This is a genomic window from Noviherbaspirillum sp. (assembly GCF_036563305.1).
In the GTDB taxonomy this organism is placed as follows: Bacteria; Pseudomonadota; Gammaproteobacteria; order Burkholderiales; family Burkholderiaceae_D; genus Noviherbaspirillum.
The window spans coordinates 313,986-333,750 of sequence record NZ_DATCMQ010000013.1 but is presented as its reverse complement, the minus strand read 5'-3'; the positions used below and the strand labels follow the sequence as shown (position 1 = coordinate 333,750).

Annotated in this window: 16 protein-coding genes; 12 read left to right on the top strand and 4 right to left on the bottom strand. The window is 66.3% G+C overall.

All coding sequences use genetic code 11. The features are described from left to right. Positions 1-15: 15 nt before the first annotated feature. A complete protein-coding gene (locus VIM12_RS11975; RefSeq protein ID WP_331941862.1) occupies positions 16-954 on the bottom strand; it encodes a DMT family transporter in 939 nt (312 codons plus the stop codon). Between the two features lie 84 nt (positions 955-1,038). Beyond that, positions 1,039-1,869 carry an AraC family transcriptional regulator gene (locus tag VIM12_RS11970; protein WP_331941861.1) on the bottom strand — a complete coding sequence of 277 codons (831 nt, stop codon included), beginning with the start codon at positions 1,867-1,869 and terminating at the stop codon, positions 1,039-1,041. A 203-nt stretch (positions 1,870-2,072) separates the two neighbouring features. Here VIM12_RS11970 and VIM12_RS11965 point away from each other — a divergent pair, with 203 nt between their 5' ends. The 8 genes from VIM12_RS11965 (at position 2,073) to VIM12_RS11930 (ending at position 12,128) form a co-directional block, all read left to right on the top strand. Next, positions 2,073-2,531 carry a type IV pilin protein gene (locus VIM12_RS11965; protein ID WP_331941860.1) on the top strand — a complete coding sequence of 153 codons (459 nt, stop codon included), beginning with the start codon at positions 2,073-2,075 and terminating at the stop codon, positions 2,529-2,531. Between the two features lie 16 nt (positions 2,532-2,547). Then, the gene (locus VIM12_RS11960) at positions 2,548-3,141 is read left to right on the top strand and encodes a GspH/FimT family pseudopilin (protein WP_331941859.1); all 594 of its coding nucleotides are present in this window, start codon (positions 2,548-2,550) and stop codon (positions 3,139-3,141) included. Positions 3,142-3,176: 35 nt separating this feature from the next. Further along, positions 3,177-3,590, top strand: coding sequence for a pilus assembly protein PilV (locus VIM12_RS11955; RefSeq protein ID WP_331941858.1), 414 nt, complete (start codon positions 3,177-3,179; stop codon positions 3,588-3,590). 12 nt (positions 3,591-3,602) lie between these two features. After that, on the top strand, positions 3,603-4,769 hold the full coding sequence (locus tag VIM12_RS11950) for a PilW family protein (protein WP_331941857.1): 1,167 nt from the start codon (positions 3,603-3,605) through the stop codon (positions 4,767-4,769). Positions 4,770-4,786: 17 nt separating this feature from the next. Continuing rightward, positions 4,787-5,467, top strand: coding sequence for a hypothetical protein (locus VIM12_RS11945; protein WP_331941856.1), 681 nt, complete (start codon positions 4,787-4,789; stop codon positions 5,465-5,467). A 13-nt stretch (positions 5,468-5,480) separates the two neighbouring features. Further along, positions 5,481-9,437: a pilus assembly protein gene (locus tag VIM12_RS11940; RefSeq protein WP_331941855.1), complete on the top strand. Its 3,957-nt coding sequence runs from the start codon at positions 5,481-5,483 to the stop codon at positions 9,435-9,437. Positions 9,438-9,492: 55 nt separating this feature from the next. Further along, a complete protein-coding gene (locus VIM12_RS11935) occupies positions 9,493-10,140 on the top strand; it encodes an energy transducer TonB (protein WP_331941854.1) in 648 nt (215 codons plus the stop codon). A 203-nt stretch (positions 10,141-10,343) separates the two neighbouring features. Then, positions 10,344-12,128: an anthrax toxin-like adenylyl cyclase domain-containing protein gene (locus VIM12_RS11930; protein WP_331941853.1), complete on the top strand. Its 1,785-nt coding sequence runs from the start codon at positions 10,344-10,346 to the stop codon at positions 12,126-12,128. Positions 12,129-12,190: 62 nt separating this feature from the next. Here VIM12_RS11930 and VIM12_RS11925 read toward each other — a convergent pair whose 3' ends face one another. Then, positions 12,191-15,190, bottom strand: coding sequence for a bifunctional diguanylate cyclase/phosphodiesterase (locus tag VIM12_RS11925; RefSeq protein WP_331941852.1), 3,000 nt, complete (start codon positions 15,188-15,190; stop codon positions 12,191-12,193). A gap of 141 nt (positions 15,191-15,331) precedes the next feature. Here VIM12_RS11925 and VIM12_RS11920 point away from each other — a divergent pair, with 141 nt between their 5' ends. Together VIM12_RS11920 and VIM12_RS11915 are read left to right on the top strand one after the other, a co-directional pair. Further along, complete coding sequence (locus VIM12_RS11920) at positions 15,332-15,487, top strand: type II secretion system protein (protein WP_331941851.1); 156 nt, start codon at positions 15,332-15,334, stop codon at positions 15,485-15,487. A 232-nt stretch (positions 15,488-15,719) separates the two neighbouring features. Continuing rightward, the gene (locus tag VIM12_RS11915) at positions 15,720-16,859 is read left to right on the top strand and encodes a GGDEF domain-containing protein (RefSeq protein WP_331941850.1); all 1,140 of its coding nucleotides are present in this window, start codon (positions 15,720-15,722) and stop codon (positions 16,857-16,859) included. Between the two features lie 66 nt (positions 16,860-16,925). On the opposite strand, the gene VIM12_RS11910 is transcribed toward VIM12_RS11915, so the two are convergent. Further along, positions 16,926-17,621 (bottom strand): GntR family transcriptional regulator, encoded by a 696-nt coding sequence (locus tag VIM12_RS11910; RefSeq protein WP_331941849.1) that lies wholly within the window; start codon positions 17,619-17,621, stop codon positions 16,926-16,928. Positions 17,622-17,862: 241 nt separating this feature from the next. Between VIM12_RS11910 and VIM12_RS11905 the strand changes: the two genes are divergently transcribed. Together VIM12_RS11905 and VIM12_RS11900 are read left to right on the top strand one after the other, a co-directional pair. After that, positions 17,863-18,426 carry a TRAP transporter small permease gene (locus tag VIM12_RS11905; protein WP_331941848.1) on the top strand — a complete coding sequence of 188 codons (564 nt, stop codon included), beginning with the start codon at positions 17,863-17,865 and terminating at the stop codon, positions 18,424-18,426. Further along, positions 18,426-19,715: a TRAP transporter large permease gene (locus VIM12_RS11900; protein ID WP_331941847.1), complete on the top strand. Its 1,290-nt coding sequence runs from the start codon at positions 18,426-18,428 to the stop codon at positions 19,713-19,715. The genes VIM12_RS11905 and VIM12_RS11900 overlap by 1 nt, the downstream gene beginning before the upstream one ends. Positions 19,716-19,765 lie beyond the last annotated feature (50 nt).

Genomic DNA, 19,765 nt, shown 5'->3' with positions numbered 1-19,765 from the left:
CACCGCGCCCGTAGCTCACTCTGGCTGCCTCGCCGCCGCCCGGCCCGGGCCGCGTTGCGGGCCGCGTGCACGGCGTCCGGCGGCAGCGGGCGGCAGCGCCAGTGCCAGCACTGCGGCCAGCACGCATGCCATCCCGGCCAGCTGGCGCCAGCCGACCGGCTCGCCGAGCATCAGCGCCGCGAGCAGCAGCGCCGACATGGGCGCGAGGGCGGTGAACACCGATGCCTCCGCTCCGCTGACCCGCGCCGCGCCCGCATACCAGAGCAGGAAGCCGCCGACCGTGGGCACCAGGGCGTAGTAGGCGACGGCCCAGATTGCCGGCGCCCCCGCGCTGCCTGTCCAGGGTGCTTCCAGCAGCGCCGGCGCCAATGACGCCGCCAGGCCGATGCCGGTCATGAGCGCCGACAGCATCAGCGGCGGAATTTCGGTGCGGAGTCGCTTGTTGAGCAGGATGAACAGGCCTTCGCAAAAGACCGCCCCGAGTATCAGCGCATTGCCCATGAGCGAACCGCCCGCATCCGCGCCTGGCTGCCAGGCGATCGCCAGGACCCCGGCACCCGCCGCCAGGATGGTCAGCAGCAGCATGCGATGCGGCCGTTCCCCCAGGACCAGTACCGCGATGGCTGCCGACACCACCGGCAGCGTGCCGAGGATGACGGCGGCGTCGGCCGCCGACGCGCTGCGCAGGCCGGCGATCAGCAGCGTGGTGTAGCCGACGCTGCCGGCGATGGCTTGCACCGTCAGCAATGCCCAGTCCCGGCCGGAAAGCGCGGGCAAGCGCATTCCGTGCAGCCACAGCAGGCCAAGGAAGCACGGGAAGGCGATGGCGAAGCGCAGCGCCGTCGCAGTGAAAGGCGGCAGTCCGGCCGCCGCAATCTTGCTTGCAATTACGGTGCTGCCCACCAGCAGCATGGCGAGCGCCAGGTAAAGGTAGCCTTGTAGTCGTGCGTGCATGATGTCCTCGTCGTTCAGGAAAGTCCGGCCGAGGATAGCGGGCGCGCCGGCCGCCGGCTTGAACGAAATTGCAGGCGGGCCGGTTCAGGCAAGCGCGGCTGCGTAGGCTCCCGGGGCGATGCCGTAGGTGCGGGCGAACAGGCGGGTCATGTGGCTCTGGTCGGCGAAGCCGCTCGCCAGGGCTGCTTCCGCCAGCGGCGTGCCGGCGGCGATCAGGACCCGCGCCTGCTGTATCCGGCGTTGCAGCAGGTAGGCATGCGGCGTCAGGCCGGTGAAGCGGGAAAAGGCGCGCACCAGCTGGAAGCGACTCAGGCCCGCCTCGCGGGCAAGGTCGGCGAGCGTCAGCACGGATGCCGGATCGTCGTCGATGCGCTGGCGGGCGTGCACGATGGCCGCCGGCGGCGCGGTAACCGGCAAGGGCGGCGTTTGCGATCCCGCCAACGCAAGCAGGTCGAGCAGCAGCGTCTCGCGCAGCAGCGGACTTGCGCCGGCGCCGTCCGAGGCTGCCATGAACAGCCGGCGCAGGCAGCCGGCAAGATGCGGCGCCTGCATCACCGGCAGCCGGAAGGCGTAGCCGCCGCCCCTGCCGGCGCTGATGTCGGCCGCGGCCGACGCCACCAGCTCCGGCGAAAAGTAGAGCATGCGCCAGCGACGCACTGCGTCTCCCACCGGCGCGCCATCATGCACTTCGCCGGGATTGACGGTGATGATGTCGCCGGGGCCTGCCTCCACGTTGCCGCTGCCGCTCCAGGAGCGGTGTCCTCCGTCGAGCATCAGGCCGATACCGAATTCCCTGTGGATATGGCGGGGGAAGCGGCGGCGCGTGCTTGCCTCCACCAGCTCCGCGCCGGGCAGCTGGCTGGGCCGGATGCTGAATTCCGCCAGCCTGGTCGTCTGTTTTCCGCGGCTATTCATGCGGGCGATTGTGGCATGAAAGGCAAGCCCGTGGCGCTGCCGCCCCGCCCGGTTATTTCCTGCTGGCGCTTTCCCGTTTTGCGGTGTACTCTGGAAGCTGAAAGATTGCCGCAGGGCAATATGTGATAAATTTGTAACTAAACGTTTGTTGCGTTACCGGGATGCATTATGATTCCTCGCGAAAACAATACGGAGAGATGCGCATGTCGCGAGCCATAACGGCCACACGTGGTTTTACCCTGATCGAACTGATGGTCACGGTCGCCATTATCGGGATCCTGGCCGCCATCGTCGTGCCCAACTATCGCGATTACGTCAGGCGCAGCGCGCTGCAGGAAGCGTTCTCCAACCTGGGAGACATGCGTGTCAGGCTCGAGCAGTTCTACCAGAGCAACCTCAACTTCGGCACGGACAGCTGCGGCCACGACGGCACCGCCGCCCGGGTGGCGTTCGCCGCGAGCGGGAAATTCACCTACGCCTGCGAACTCACGGGTGCGACGGTGGCCAACCAGGCCTTCCGCGTCACCGCCACCGGCAGCGCCGGTACCGCGGCCGACGGCCACGTCTACACGATCGACAGCGACAACATGAGGAGAACGACGAAGTTCAAGGGAAGCGTCATCGCCAAGGGATGCTGGATGGTGAAGGGGAGCGAATGCTGATGGACGGGGCGTGCACATGAAACGGACTGCCGGCTTCACGCTGGTGGAGATGATGATCGGGGTGGCGATCGTCGCGGTCCTGCTCACCGTCGCCATGCCCAACTTCCAGGCGTTCATCCAGAACACCCAGGTCCGTACCGCCGTCGAAAACATGCAGGCGGGCCTGAATCTCGCGCGCTCGGAGGCGCTGCGACGCAATGCCCGGGTAAGCTTCTGGATCGTCGACAATCTCGGCGAGACCTGCGCAAGGAGCGCAAGCGGCACTTCATGGGTGGTCAGCTTCGACGATCCGTCGGCCGCATGCCACAACGCCGCCTCGGACAGCGTCGTCCCGCGCATCATCCAGACCCGTGGCGGGGGCGACGGCAGCCCCAATGTCACCGTCAGCGCAAAGAACGCCCTGGCCGCGGCCGCAACCTGCATCACCTTCAACGGCTTCGGCGGCGCCGAGACCACTTGTGGCGGCGGCACGCCGATCCAGACCGTCCAGTTCCGCGCCGCATCCGGCGGCGCAGCCGCCCGCAAGCTGGACATACGCATCACCTCTGGCGGCGCGGTCCGGCAATGCGATCCGGACGTCGCCGACAGCAGCAAGCCCGCAGCCTGCTGAACATGAAAGGTCCTCTCATGCATGCCCGGACAAGAATGCACGTCGCCGCCAGGCGGCAGAACGGCATCATCCTCGTGGAAGCACTGGTCGCGGTGCTGCTTTTTTCCCTCGGCATCCTGGCGCTGGTCGGGTTGCAGGCAACGATGAGCAAGAACGTCACCGAGGCCAAGCTGCGCAGCGAGTCCGCCTTCCTCGCCAACCAGCTCATCGGGCAGATGTGGGTCGATCAGCTCAACCTGAACAACTATGCGATGAACAACGGCGTCTGCACCAACGGCGGTTTCGCCAACTGCACCAACTGGCGCACCAGGGTCGGACAGCAACTCCCGAACGGCAGCGCGAACGTCACCATCGCCGGCACGGCGGTGAATATCCAATTGACATGGAGGCTGCCCGGCGAGGATGCGGTGCCCGGACAGTTCGAAGTCGATGCGAACATCACCAACTGAGGGGACGAAAGCATGAACACCGCCCAGTCCAGACCGCAGGCCGGCTTCTCCCTGGTGGAGATCATGGTCGGCCTCACCATAAGCCTCGTCACCGTCCTGGTGATCGCCCAGGTGATGCAGGTCGCCAGCGCGCGGCAGGGCAATGCCACGTCCGGGGCGGATTCGACGATCAACGCGACACTCGCGCTGTATACGATCGAACGCGACGGCAAGAACGCCGGCTTCGGCATGACGACCAGGGCGGATTCGCTGGGTTGTCCGGTAAAGGCGCAGCACGACGGGGTGGACAAGGATTTCACGCTGGTGCCGGCCGCCATCACCGACGGCGCGCTCGGGGCGCCCGACAGCATACGCTTCGTCGCCAGCTCCAAAAACGGCGTGACCCTGCCGACCCGGATCTCGGTCGATCATCCGCGCACCGCGGCCAACTTCTTCGTGGAGTCGGACCTGGGCATGCAGGAAGGCGACATGGTGATCGCGGTTCCCCTCAACCTCGGCCCGTCGACCTGGTGTTCGGTGTTCCAGGTGACGGGAACCGGCGGCGCCGGCGGTGGCGGCGGCGGTGGCGGCAATGGGAACGGCGGCGGCAACGGTGGCGGTGGCCAGGGTCAGAACCAGGTGCTGCACAACTCGGGCCAGAGCGACTGGAACCAGCCTGGCGGGTCGACCATCTTCCCCACGGCCGGCTATTCGGCGGGCGACTACCTGATCAACCTCGGCAGCTTCACCGACCACACCTACAGCATCCACGACAACAAGTACCTGCGCCAGACCGCCTACGACATGAAGACCAATGGCACGGGGGTATTCGACATGTACCCGAATATCGTCCAGCTGCAGGCGGTCTACGGCAAGGACACCAGCAACGACCGTATCGTCGATGTCTGGAACGCGACGGCCCCCACCACGCCGGCGGAGTGGAAGCAGGTGATCGCGGTGCGCGTGGCCATCGTCGCGCGCGGGCAGGCGCCCGAGTCGCAGGTCGTCACGCTCGACGGCGCGCAGGCGGCCTCGACCTGCAACAGCGCGACCCCGCATCCGGCCGCGGTCTGCTGGCGGCCGAACCCGAACGGAAACGGCGTGAAGATCGATGTCAGCGCCGTGCCGAACTGGCAGCGCTATCGCTACCGTGTCTTTGACACGACCATCCCCTTGCGCAACGCGATCTGGCAGCAATGAGAAGGAGAACCCTGCACATGCGGCGCCATACTCGCGCGGACCAGCACTCCGCGACCTCTTTCCTTTCCTCCGCGCGCGCGCCGGCGCAGCGCGGACTGTCGCTGCTGATCGTCCTGGTCGCGCTGACCGTGATGTCGCTTGCCGCGGTCGGCCTGATCCGGATGGTCGACACCGGCGCCCTCGTCGCCGGTAACGTGGCCTTCAAGCAGGGAACGACGCTTGCCGCGGACAGCGCGGTGGAGGGCGCCATCACCTGGCTGCAGGCCAACAACACCGGCGTCGCCCTGAACCAGAAGAACGAAGCGGCAGGGTACTACGCGACCAGCGTGGAAGAACTGGACGTGACGGGCACCTCGTCGCGCACGACGCGCGTGCTGATCGACTGGCACGACAACGACTGTGCGTACGCGGCGGAGAACACCTACGCAAAGTGCCTCCAGCCTGCTACCGAGAACGCCAACAACGGCTACACCACCCGCTACGTGATCACCCGGATGTGCAAGACCGAGGGCGAGGCGAACAAGGCCTGCGCGAAGCCCCTGCCGGGCGCCGGCAACCAGTCGCCCAAGCGCGGCGAGATCAAGAAGGGCGACGAGAAGCGATTTGCGACGGAGGCCGGTCCCTTCTTCCGGATCGTCGTCCGTGCGGACGGGCCGCGCAACACGGTGAGCTATACGGAAAGCTATGTCCATTTCTAGCAGAGAGAGTGCGATGAACCAGAACACTTCGCGTTTGACGTCCGCCGTGCGGCCGATGCCGCTGCTGCTGTTTTTGGGCGCGCTGCCGGCGACGGCCCTGTCGGCCGTCACCGACCTCGCCAACGCGCCGCTCGCGAACGGCATCACGAACGCCAACGCGGTCAAGCCCAACATCGCCTTCGTGGTCGACGACTCGGGCTCGATGGACGAACAGAACATGCCGGACAGCGACGGCACGAACAAGACCAGGAACTGCTGGGGCTGGTACAAGTACAACACCCTGTTCTACAACCCGAATGAAACCTACAAGCCGCCGTTCAAGATCGGCGGCGCCGTGTACAGCGACGGCGTCACCCGCTTCCCCGACGCCAGCTTCACCGCGGCACTGAAGGACGGCTACTTTCCCAACGGCAGCCATACTTACGCCGGCGGCGCCACATCGAACAGCCCGACCAACCTGTCGCAAAGCTGGAATCTCACGACGGGTGCAAGCACCAAGTACTACTACACCTATCCGACCAGCAGCGCGGACATCAACAGCACCACCTGCCTGAACGATGCGCGGTACACCGTGGTCACCAGCGCGGACAGCATCGCGGCGCCCGGCGTGGCAGCCGGGAGCGCCGCCGCCAAGACCAACTACGCCAACTGGTATTCCTACTACCGCCGCCGCGCCTTCCTGATGAAGGCGGCGGCGGGCGAGGCATTCAAGGACCTGGACGAGAGCAAGTACCGCGTCGGCCTGTTCTTCCTGAACAGCGCCGAGTCCGGCGCCGACAATTCGACCGGGAAGAACAACGACCTGAAGATCAACGACTACGCGGGAAGCGCTTCCGGCACCCAGCGCTACGAGTGGTACCAGAAACTGTACGGCGGCCGGGACGGGGGCTGGACGCCATTGCGCGCCGCCCTGTCGCGGATGGGCCGGATGTACGCGGGGCAGATTTCGGGATGGGATCCGGTCCAGTATTCCTGCCAGCAGAACTTCACGATCCTGTCGACCGACGGCTACTGGAACACCGAGGCCGAGCAGGGCTCGTACGGGCCGAAGAAGATCAACGGCACCGACAATGTCGGCAACGCGGACGGCCCGGGGGTTGCGGCGGTCGCGGCAAGGGCGACGATCACTATTGGCGACTACTCCGGCAATGGCAACAATAACGGCTGCTACCAGGCGACCGGGCTGACCGTGGATACCGGCAGCGGTACCCCTGTCGTGTTGTTCAACACGCGCGTGCCCAACTCCTGTACCACCAACCGCGACACCCTGGGTCAGGCGATCCGGAATGCGATCGACAGCCGGACGGGCACCACCGGTTACGACGCCGACTACAGCAACGGCAAGGTGACCATCACCGCCCCTGCCTCGCTCGGCGCGTTCACCGGCTCCCTGAGCCTGTCGATGGACAAGGTTTCGGGCAACAGGAACCGCAGCTTCAGCACGACCAACTTCGCCGGCGGCGCCGCGGCCACCGAAGGCGCGCTCCTGCCGTTCCGGGACGACCTCAATATCAGCAACACGCTGGCCGACGTCGCCTACTACTACTACACGACCGACCTGCGCGACACCGTCCACGGCAACTGCAGCAACCCGGCGGGCAGTGCCAGTCCCACCTACACCAACCTGTGCAAGAACAATGTCGCCGGCAGCGGCAAGGACACCAGCAACAGCCAGCACATGACGAGCTTCACCATCGGGCTGGGGGTGAGCGGCACCATCAAGTACGAGAGCAACTACGAGACGGCCGACAACATCGAAGGCGTGTCGCAGTACTACGATATCGCCAACGACACCGCCAACTGGCCGAATCCGAACAACGAGCTCGCCAAGATCGACGACCTGTGGCACGCGGCGGTCAACGGGCGCGGCACCTACTACAGCGCCAGCAATGCCGCCTCGCTCAAGGCCGGCATCCAGGCGGCGCTGTCCGGCATCCAGGCGCGCAAGGGTTCGTCATCGGCGGCGGCCACGTCCAACCTGGAGCCGGTGGCCGGCGACAACAACGTCTACGTCGCGCTGTACCGGACCGCCAAGTGGGACGGCGACCTGGCTGCCTATTCCATCAATACCGAGTCCGGCGCGCTGTCGGATGCCCCGCTGTGGTCGGCACAGACCCAGCTCGATAGCAAGGTATCCGGCGCCGCGGCCAACAGCGACGGCCGCACCATCAAGTACTTCAATGCGGACGCGACGAACAAGGTGAAGGACTTCACGTTCACCAATCTTTCGGACGACGGGCATGGAGGCCATTTCACGGAAATCTGCGCCAAGTCGCCTGCGATCGACCAGTGCGGCAACGATGCCGATGACCTGACGACGGACGCGCGACGCAACGCCGCCAACAGCGGGGAAAACCTGGTCAACTATCTCCGCGGACGCAATGTCCATGAGGACGAAGCGACCAACGCAGAGGGCAACCGCCTCTATCGCGACCGCGAGCACGTGCTCGGCGATATCGTCAATGCCGTGCCTGTCTACACCAAGAAGCCGTCCTTTGCGTACGATACGTACGACACCAGCTACGGCACCTTCAAGGCCAACAATGCGGACCAGGTTGCGACCGTGTTTGCCGCCGCCAACGACGGCATGCTGCATGCGTTCGACGCGGAGAACGGCAACGAGCGCTGGGCTTTCGTCCCGACCGGCGTCATGAAGAACATGTGGCGCCTGGCCGACCGCAACTACGGCAACAACCACCAGTATTACGTCGACGGCTCGCCGACCGTCGCCGACATCTGCATCAACCTGGCGGAAGATCCGCAGATGTGTGCCAACGCGGCCAGCTGGAAGACGATCCTGGTCGGCGGCCTGAACAAGGGTGGATGCTCGTACTACGCGCTGGACGTGACCGATCCGACCAATCCCAAGGGCCTGTGGGAATTCAGTCATCCGCAGCTCGGCTACACCTACGGAAACCCGATCGTGGCCAAGCGCAAGAATGGCAAGTGGGTGGTGATCTTCAGTTCCGGCATCAACAACTATCCGGGGAACGGCTGCGGCAACACCGGCGACGGCAACGGCCGCGTCTTCGTGGTCGACGCCCACACCGGTGCGCTGCTGGATGACGACGTCATCCCGACCTACACCACCGGCACCACCCCGGCCGGCACCACCGGCACGCCGAGCGGCCTGGGCAAGCTCAACGCATGGATCGAGGATCCGGCAATGCCGATTGCCAAGCGCCTGTACGGCGGCGACATGCTGGGCAATGTCTGGCGCATTGACTTCGACGACAACTACGAGCCCGCAGGCAAGGAAGCGGTGCGCCTCGCGCAGCTCAAGGATGGCAGCAACAAGCTGCAGCCAATCACCGTCAAGCCCGAGCTCGCGGTGGTCGGCGCCGGCACGCCGAACCAGCCGGTGGTCATGGTGGGCACCGGCCGGTATCTCGGCAACGGCGACGTCAGCGACACCAGCCAGCAGTCGCTCTATGCAATCAAGGACACGCTGGCGGCGACAGGCATAGCCGATGTGCGTGGCGGTACCATGCTGCCCCGAACGCTGACCGAGACCACCGGCGCCACCGGCACCATGGTGGGGCGGACCATCCGTACCGTCAGTGGCGCTGCGATCAACTGGGCCACGCATGACGGCTGGTACCTCGATTTCAACCCGGGCAACCGGTCGCCGGGCGAGCGGGTCAACGTCGACATGTCCCTGCAGTTCAATACGCTGACGGTGGCCGCAAACGTTCCCGCGGTGAATGCCTGCGACGTCGGGGGCTATGCCTTCCTCTACTTCTTCGACATCAACAGCGGCCTGAGCATGAGCACGGCCGTCGACGGCATGGCCGGCATGCGGCTCGGCGGCAATGCGCTCGTCGCCGGCATCAAGACACTGCGCCTGCCCGGCAAGAATGTCACCGTCGTCACGGACAGCGCCGGCAATATCAGCGCCGAGGAGAACCCGCCTCCGTTCGGCACGGGTTCCAAGGTATACAGGACCACATGGCGGGAAATCCCGGACTGATTGACCTCCTTCGCAGGCGCGGCGGCAAGGCCTGCCGCCGCGCCGGATCGAGACGATGAAAAGGCAGGTCGTTGTCGGGCTGTGCACATCGCTTGCCGTGCATGCGGCGGCGGTGGGCCTGTGGCGTGCCCAGCAGCCGGGCCACGCGCCATCGCCGTCAAACGGGCGCGAGGCGCGCGTGATGGAAGTGCGGCTTCACGCAGCCCCGTCCCCGGCGACGACACAAGCGGTGACCGAGGTACCGACGTCCCGGTTGGCGGCGTCGCCGGCACCTGTGGTCCCTGCCGCCCAAGGTGAAGCCACCCCGACGGATCCGCCGCCGCCGGAGAGCGCCCGCCCCGCGGACGGTCATCCCCTTGGCGCCCCGGGCGACGCGTCTCCGGCTGGCGGCCTGGCCGTCATCCAGGAGCTTCCGTATCTCCCGTCGAAAGAACTCGACGTCCCGCCGCAGCCGGCGTCTCCCGTGGTCGTGCCCTTTCCGGATGCCGTGCTCGACAAGGCCAGGGTCACCGGTGTGCTTGTCCTGTTTGTGGGAGAAAGCGGGCGGATCGATCGCATCGAACTGGGCGAATCCGACCTGCCGCCCGCATTCGAAAAGGCGGCAATCGAGACCTTCATGCAGTCGCGCATGCATCCCGGGATCAAGGACGGAAGGGCAAGCCGCGCCCGGATGAAGATCCTGGTGGAATTCGAGGCCAGGTAGGCGCCGCGGAGGCCATCAGGCGACCGTCCGGCGTCGCCGCGTCGTCGGCGTGGAACCCCGGGGGCGTACATGCCACCCATGCGTATATCCCGTGCCGCGACTTTCACTCCCGACCAATGCGTCTTCACCTCAGCGCCGGACAACACCCGGGCCTGGCCGCGCACGAACCGGCAGCGTCCCGCCCGCCGGCAGACCGTACGGCCGTGGTCGATCCCCCGCATGCGGGCTTTCGCGATCGCGTCCGCAACATGCTGCACCTGCCGGCAGCCGATGCCCGCAACGATGCGGGGGTCAGGCCGCCTGCGCCGCGCTACATCGACTGCGCCGGCCTCGCAGCGGTCCTGCCGAGCGGACGGGAGGCGGAGGCGCGATCGGGTCTCCTGCCGGCACACATCGAGGTCCTGAAGGCGGTCGCCGCCGGACTCGACACCGTGCTTGCGTTCCGCACGGTCAATCCTGAAAGCCGGTTCTGGATGCAGTACGGCCGGCTGCCGATGAAGGGATTGAACGTCAAGGACAAATCGCTGCGCAACGACGGTCCGCTCGGCGGCTTGATCGAGGCGCCGGGGGAGCGCAACGATTCCACCGTCTCCTTGCTGGATGCAGCGCCGCTTGCGCTGCGGATCCGCGACTATGTGGATAGCGAACGCCTGCAGTTGCTGGAGGTGGGAGGAACGACGCCGGCAGGCCACTGGACGATCGGGGTGCGCGACGTCGAGCGCGACCGGACTTACCGCTTCGAACTCGATGAAGCACGCCGCAAGTTCTCGGTCGGGCGAAAGGAAGGCGACGCGTACAAGCGCGTGCGTTTCAGGGGGGTGCACGGCGTTCCGCTGACTGCCGACTACGACGCATTCGATTTCTATCCGCGGCTGAAACCAAACGCATTCGCGGGCTACAAGGATCTGCATGGCCTGTTCGTGAAGCGCCTCGATGAACGGGACCCTTCCTGTCCGAAGGCGCGTCGCCGCTGGGTGGCGCTGATCGAGACCGTGATCAACGACGTGCTCGAACTTCCGGCGGTGCGGCAGCCAACGGCAGACCGCGGCCGCCTCACGCCGACCGACAGCCGCATCATCGATGCGATCAACGCCGGCATTCACGCGAGCGGCTATCCCCACGACGCCGTCATGCACGGCAAGGAAAAGTGGAACATCCATTTTCCGGAACGATGCGAAAGCGTGCTCTTCATCCTGCCGGACGGCGGCACGCTGTGCTCGACGAACTGGAACGAGACGCAGGCAGTCGACTATGCGCTGCAGCAGGCCGGCTACATCACGACCGTCAATCGCGCCTACAACCGGCCTGCGGGCGATCCGCGCCACCGCGAAAGCAGTCGGGTGATTCCCTGGGACAGCAGGGCCGCCGCGGAGGAACTCCATGACGCGGTGGCGGCAGGGGCGGCGGAAAGGGCAGATGGAAGCCGGCGCGGGACGCGGCAGGAGAGCGCCATCGCAAAGCGCCTGCGCGAGAAGCTCAAGGCTGCGGTTTCCAGGCGCCGCCGCGCCGCGGCGGACACGGACCCGGACGCCGCGGCCGACGCAGCACCGGCCGTTTCCAACCCGGCCGATGCTGCGACGCCGTCTGCCGCTGGTCGTCCGTCCACCGCTCCTGCGACCGGCCCGGCCGGCGACTTCAGCCGGCGACGCCTGAGCTGGCCGTCGGAGGGAAACGCGCCAGTGCGCGGCCGGTCAACGAGCGTCAGCTCCGCGTCGAGCGCAGCCACATGGCAGAGCGGCGTCAGCGCGTGCAGCGCCTCGAGCCGCGCATCGACGCAGAGCATCCCGGACTGGTTGCTGGCGATCGCCCGGGCGGCGGCGGAAGAGCCGGACGAAGGCGGCGGCGCCACGGCGCCGGAGAGGGCGCCGGGCCATGCGACCGAATGGAAGGAACCCGGCCCAGGCGCTGCGCGGCGGGGAGGGGCGGTTACTGGCGGAGGCCATTGGCGTTTCGCATCGATCGATGAGATGCTGGGGCACTCGCCCTAGCAGTCGGCAGGGCGCAGGGAGGACCGCGCCCGGACCTGCCGGCGCCGGGCGCGCCGCGACTCTCAGTTCAGCCGTCCGCGCCCCTGCCGGGACAACAGCAATTGCTCGAAATCCGCCGCGGGCAGCGGACGCGAGAACAGGAAGCCCTGTCCATAGTCGCATCCGGCGGCGGCAAGCAGGTCCATCTGCTCGCGCGATTCGACGCCCTCGGCGATGACCTTCAGGCCGAGCCGGTGGGCCATCACGATGATCGACTCGGCGATGGTCCTGTCGGCTTCGTCGGCGGCCATGTCGCGCACGAAGGAGCGGTCGATCTTCAGGTAGTCGATGTCGAACTTCTTCAGGTATGCCATCGACGAGTAGCCGGTGCCGAAGTCGTCGATCGCCACCTGTATGCCCGCGTCGCGGTATTCGAACAGCTTGCCGGAGACGCTGCCCGAGGTGTTGAGCAGCAGGCCTTCGGTGATCTCCACCGCGATGTGCTGGGGGGATACGCCGATGCGCTGCAGGTAGGCGACCCATCCCTCTTCCTCCTGCGCGAGGAACTGCACCGGCGACTTGTTGACACCGACCTGGAACGGCGTGCCGAGCTTGCTGCTCCAGCGCTGCGCCCAGGCGGCCGCCTCGCGGAACACCCAGTCGCCGATCGCATTGATCGTGCCGGTCTCTTCCGCCAGCGGAATGAACTGCGCGGGATCGACGTTGCCCAGTTGCGGATGATGCCAGCGCAACAGGGCTTCCGCCTTGACCACCTGCCCGGTCTGCAGGTCGAGCACCGGCTGGAAGTAGACGGACAGCTGGTTGGCGCGCAGCGCGCCGCGCAACTCGTTGGCCAGCCGCAGGCGGCGCTGGGCCTTCTCGTCCATGGACAGCGTGAAATAGCTGAAGCGGTTCTTGCCGCCGTGCTTGGCGGCGTACATCGCCTGGTCGGCCTTGCGAATCAGCTCTTCCGGCGCGCTGGCGTCGGTCGGGCACATCGTGATGCCGATGCTGGCCGAGATGTAGGCGACCTCGCGGCCGATCATGAACGGTTTGGTGAGTGCCGCCAGGATCTTCTGCGCCACCTGTTCCGTCTGGCCGGCGCTGCCCGGCTGGGCCAGGATCACCGTGAACTCGTCGCCGCCGAGCCGCGCCACCGTGTCGGCGTCGCGCACGCAGCCGCGGATGCGCTGGGCGGCCTGCACCAGGAGCAGGTCGCCGGTGTCATGGCCGAGCAGATCGTTGATTTCCTTGAAGCGGTCGAGGTCGATGAACAGCAGCGCGAACCCCTGGTCGGTCCGCAAGGCCTGGGTCACCGCCCGGTCCAGCCGGTCGCGGAACAGGCGGCGGTTGGGCAGGCCGGTGAGGGCGTCGAAATTGGCGTGCCGCCAGATCAGCTCGTCGGCCTGCTTGCGCTCGGAAATGTCGGTGACCATGCCGGTGAAACGCTGCGGCTTGCCGTCGGCGTCGCGCGAGGCGAGTATGCCCCGCGACAGCACCCATTTCCAGCGGTCGTCCCTGGTGCGCACGCGGTACTCGCAGATGTAGGTCGGGGTCTTGCCGTCGAGGCAGTCGGCGAAGGCGGCCTCGACCCGCGGCATGTCGTCAGGATGGATGCGTGCCGACCAGTCGACGTCGGCATCGTCGATCTCGTTGTCGGCATAGCCGAGGATCTCCTTCGCGCGCGCCGAGAAGTGGCGTGTCTTGCGCTTGAAGTCCCAGTCCCAGACGCCTTCGCCGGCGCCCTTTACCGCCAGGTTGAGCCTTTCGTTGCTGATGCGCAGCGCTTCCTCGGTGTCCTTTCTGGCCGTGATGTCGATCGTCGCGCCATGCACCCGGGCGGGCACGCCTGCGCTGTCACGGTACAAGGCGCCGCGCGAGTACAGCCAGCGTACCCCGCCCTCGCTGTCGCGCACCCGGTATTCGATATCGAGGGGCGCGCCGCCGCCCACGCAGTCGGCCAGGGCCTGCTGCAACGCGGGTCCGTCCTCGGGCCGCAGCACTGCAATCCAGTCGGCCATGGCGAACGTGCCCGGCGACCCGTGCAGGTTCAGCATTGCCAGCATGCGCGGCGAGGCGACGCAGATCTGCGTCGCCAGGTCGAGGTCCCAGGTGCCGATGCGCCCGGCTTCGATCGCGATGCGATGCGAGGCTTCGCTTCGGCGCAGCTTTTCCTCGCTGCGCCGGCGCGCACCGACGTCGCGCATCAGCACCTGCACGGCGGGCATGCCGTTCCAGTGCGCGGGGCCGGCAGCGGTCTCGGCGTCGATGCTCGTGCCGTCGAGCGCGCGCATGCCGGTCTCGGCCAGCGGATTGGCGAGGCCGGCCAGCGCCCGCATGATCCGTTCGCGGGCCTGGCGATGGTAGGCGGGAAGGATGAAGTCGAACACCGAGCGCCCCACTACCTGGTCCGCCGCGCTGGCGCGCAGCAGGGTCAACGCCGCCTGGTTGGCGTAGGCGAAGCGGTTGCCGACATTGATCAGGAGGCCATCCGGGCTGACCTCGAGCAGGTTGCGGAAGCGTTCCTCGGATTCGCGCAGCTGCTCGTAGGCGTCGCATTGCCTGAGCGCTGCGCCGCACGCCCGCGCCAGGGCTTCCAGCACGGCGATGTCGTCCGGCGCGGGATGGTGCAGCGCGGACCAGTAGGCGCCGATCGCGGCAAACGGCCGGTCCCCGCCGACCGGCACCATGACCATGCTCTTTACATAGGTAGGCCGGTAGATGTCCGGCGGTACGCGGGAATCACGCAGCACGTCGGTCACCACCGCAGTACGTCGATGCAGCATCACCCATCCGGAGATGCATGACGCCATCGGAAAGCGTTGCCCCCGCCATAGCGCACCCTCCGGCGAATCCTCGGCCACGTAGTAGCACTGGTCCTGGTCGCGCAGGACGATGCAGGCGCCGTTCGCGCCCACCAGGTGACGCGTGTATATCCGCATCGTGTCCAGTATGCGCGCCCTGGACTGTTGCCCGCCGATACGCTCCAGCGCCTCGGCAAGAAGGCGGAAGCGATTTTCGGGAACAGCCGGAAAGGCAGGCGAGGTCACACTGACTTTACTCGCAAGAAAGTTGTTGGCCATCGTGGGAGGATGCCCGGTTGCGGGCAAGATTGGCAGAAGCGCACTGTTTCCTTAGTCCGTACACATTGCTTCAGGTTCTTCGGCAATGGCAGAATTGCAGCCCTTGCCGAAAAAAATCGCGCGCAGCCAGGAGTGCAAACCATGCAAAAACCCGTGAACAGGAACGAGGGTTGGACAATCATTCAGACCATGGCAGTGTTGCTGGTGGTCGGCATCTTGCTTGCACTTGCCACGAATTACCTGATTGACCGACGCTGCGAGGCCGATCCGTCGCGGGCGTTGTGCGCCGGCCGATAGCCGCCGATCCGCTTTCCGCACCTGGCGCGCGCCTTCACGCGTTGGATGTACAACACCGCTTGACGCCGCCAGGGGCCGAGACCGCTATTGCACTTAGGCATTTTCTTGCGTGCCACGGATGCCGTCCCGTGAAGAAGACCGCCCGCCTCGCAGCAGTTGTGCCGCGGGCGACGGAACGAACCTGGCAGGACGGGGCTGCCGCGGCCGTCAACCACAACATTCAGGAACCAGGATGAGCGGCAACCCGGAACAGGAGTCCACCGCCAGGGGGCGCGAAGCCTTGCGTCGTCTCGTGTTCGGCGACGACCACATCCGGCGGACCAACATCAAGCGCCAGATGATGGCGCTGGGCTCCTACCTGGTCTGCTATGCCTTCGTCGTGGTCTGCTACCTGCTGGGGATGACCGCATTCAGCTTCCGGGGCATGCTGCTGCTGCTGTTCCTGCTGGTCGCGCCGAACCTCGTCTTCTGGGCCATGCTGCGCAGCGGTTTCTCGGAACGCTTCCGCGATCCCAGCATGATGTTTCCGCAGCTGTATGCCGGGCTGCTGGTCGTGGCCTACGGTCTCTACCATGCCAGCGAGGCGCGCCCGGCCATGATGCTTTCCTACCTGTTCATCTATATGTTCGGCCTGTTCCGGCTGAGCACCGTCGAGCTGATGCGGGTTGGCACGCTCGCGGTGCTGTCCTACGGCGCGGTGGTGCTGCTGGCATGGCGCAACGGATTGTCCGGGCTGAGCCTGCGCCTTGAATTGCTGCAGTGGCTGGCGCTGGTCTTCATCACCCCGTGGTTCGCCTTCATGGGCGGCGCGATCACCCGCCTTCGGCTGCGCCTGCGCGCCCGCAACGCGGCGCTGACCGCGGCGATGGATCGCATAAGGGTGCTTGCCGCACATGACGAGGTGACGGGGGCGTTCAACCGCCACTTCATCCTCGGCGTGCTGGAGCGCGAGGCGGCCGCTGCGGCGCGCAGCGCGACGCCGTTCAGCATCTGCCTGCTCGACGTCGATCATTTCAAGAACGTCAACGACAGTTACGGCCATGCGGCCGGCGACCAGGTGCTGCGGCGCGTGTCCGAGCTGGCGCGCCAGGACCTGCGCAGCGGCGAGTATTTTGCGCGTTACGGCGGCGAGGAGTTCCTGCTCGCGCTGCCCGCCACCGGATTGCGGGATGCGCTGTCCTGCGCCGAGCGCATCAGGACGTCGATCGGCGCCGCTCCGCTGCGCTGCGAGGAGGGCGACATTCCCGTCACGGTGTCCATCGGCGTCGCCGAGTTCCTGCCGGGCGAGACCGTGAAACAGATGATCGGGCGCGCCGACAAGGCGCTCTATCGTGCCAAGCACGGCGGCAGGAACAGGAGTGCGGCCGCCTGAGCGGGCCGTGGATGGCCGGAACGGCAACGCATCGCCGGGCGCGCCGGCGCGGCCGTCCGGCTTGTGCTACGCGGCCAGGACGTTGCGTTTCTTGCTGGCCGAGATGTACGAGCGCTCGGTGTCGCGGATATGCAGGCGCAGGATTTCCTGCGCGGCGCCGGTATTGCCGGCCTTGATCTCCGCGACGATCAGCGCGTGGTTGTGCCCGCACTCGTCGACGTCCGGATCGTGCTCCGGCAGGCGCGCCCGCAAGGCCTGGATCTTGTAGGAGATCAGGTTGTAGGAGACGTTGAGATAGGTGCTGCCGGCGTGGGCGATGAACGCTTCGTGGAACTGCGCGTCCAGCCGCGGCAGCTGCGCAAAGTCGCCGCGTTTCTCGACCGCCGCCGTCTCGTCGAGAATGCCTTGCAGCGTGTCCGCAAGCGCCTCGCGCGCGTCTTCCATCGCTTTCGCCAGCGCGGCGCACTCGATCACTTCCCGGAAGCCGCAGATTTCATGCACGTCGCCCTCCGACAGCTGGAACACGAACGTGCCGCGCTGCGGATGGACTTCGACCAGCCCCTGCAGCTTCAGCTGGAAAAGTGCCTCGCGCACGGGCGTCTTGCTGATCCCGAGGTCGTTGGCGAGCTGGGATTCGGAGAGCTGCTCCCCAAGCTGCAGCCGGCCCTCGACGATCTCCGCCCGGATCATGTCGACCGCGAGGTCGGTCAGCGATTTCGGCCGGACGACCTTGCGGTGGGTGGTGGTGGCTTTTGCAGTCATGGAATTCTGGTCGGGAGCGTTGGCGGCGCTCGGAAAAGGGCAAGGAAAACAGCAAGATAAAGTACCGACTGCCGCAGCCGGAAGTATATCCAAGCGGCCGGCATTGCAGAAAAGTGTAGCACAGCCGATTTTTTATCTGATATATTAGATTGCAGAGGGCTGCAAATAGCCCCGTTTTGGAACCGACTTGCAACGCCGTCGTTGCAGCCGAGAATTTCCGGACATACCGGAGGAGACAAGCATGGCAGCAGAAGCACTGCAACCGGACGGGTCGCTGGCACCCGCGCGCCCGGTCGGCCCGATCGAGAAGCTGTTCCTGGCGGCGAACCGCTGGATCGTCATCGCGATGATGGCGGCCATGGTGGTCATGGTGTTCGCCAATGTCGTCAGCCGCTACGTCTGGAACTATTCCTTCATCTGGGCCGAAGAACTGTCCCAGTACCTGATGGTGTGGATCACCTTCCTCGGCGCCGGCCTTGCGCTGCGCGAGGGGCGTCACGTCGCCGTCGAGCTCCTGCAGGACCGCCTGCCCGTCAGGACCCGCGCCTGGGTCCGCCACCTTGTCGCGGCGCTCATCATCGTCTTCCTGCTGGCCCTGGTCGTGCTCGGCTTCCAGTTCGCCCTGTTCGCGTGGGAGCAGGAGACGCCGGTGATGAACATCCCGCTCGGCATTCCCTATCTGGCCGTCCCGCTCGGCGCGCTCCTGCTCCTGGTGCATATCGGCTTCATCTATCGCGCGTTCGTCGACAACCGGCTGGAATACCCGGAAAGCCTCGAAGCCCCCGTCGACGAAGGAGGCATCTGATGGGTATCGCACTGCTCTTCGGTTTCCTGATCATGATGGCGATCGGCATGCCCATCGCCTTCGTCATGGGCGGCGCCGGCATGCTGGCCCTCGTCGCGGACGGCAACCTGTCCCTGCTGTCCGTGCCGCAGCGCTTCTTCAACGGCATCAACTCCTTTCCTCTGATGGCGGTGCCGTTCTTCATCCTGGCGGCGGACCTGATGTCGGCCAGCGCCATCACGAGCGCCATCCTGCGCTTCACGAACAACCTCGTCGGCCACATCCGCGGCGGGCTCGGACACGTCAACGTCCTGACCAACATGATCTTCGCCGGCATCAGCGGCTCCGCGCTTGCCGACGCCGCCGGGCCCGGCGCCATCATGATGCGCATGATGCAGCGCGTCGGCTACGACCCGCATTACTCGGCGGCGCTGAGCGCGGCAACCGCCACCATCGGCCCCATCATCCCGCCATCGATCATCATGGTGATCTATGCAATCAGCGACAGCCGGGTGACCGTCGCCGGATTGTTCATGGCGGGCATCCTGCCGGGCATCCTGCTCGCGGTGGCGCTCGCCGTGACGAACTACATCATCTCCGTCAAGCGCGGCTACCGCTTTGCGCACGAGAAGGTGAGCTGGGCGGAACGCGGCCGCAGCTTCGTGAAGGCGCTGCCGGCGCTGCTCATGCCGGTAATCATCATCGGCGGCATCCTCGGCGGCGCCTTCACCTCGACCGAAGCGGCTGCGGTCGCCGTCGTGTATGCGCTGTTCGTCGGCCTGTTCATCACCCGGGTCCTGAACGCGTCGCTGATCGCCAAGGTGCTGCTGCAAAGCGCGCTGGTGACGTCGGCGGCATTGCTGATCGTGGCCATGGCGTCGCTGTTCGCGTGGATCCTGACCATCCTGCAGCTGCCCCAGGACATCGCCCGCGGGATCGCCGACGTGACGACGAATCCGCTGCTGGTGCTGTTCATCGTCGCCATCTTCGTGCTCATCTGCGGCTTCTTCATCGACACGCTGCCCGCGGTGATCATCCTGGTGCCGGTGCTGGCGCCGCTGACCGACCAGTTCGGCATCGACCCGCTGCACTTCGCGATGGCGATCGTGCTGAACCTGACCATCGGCCTCATCACGCCTCCGGTGGGCGGCGTGCTGTTCGTGATCGCGTCGGTCAGCCGGTTGAAGTTCGAGGGAATCGCCCGCGCCATCCTGCCGTTCGTGCTGGCCGAGCTGGTCGTGCTGCTGCTGGTGATCCTGTTCCCCCAGATCAGCCTCGCGGTTCCCGCCTGGTTCGGCTTCACGCGTTAGCAACATCGTCACCCATCCAGAAAACCATCGATCCAACGAGGAGACACGAG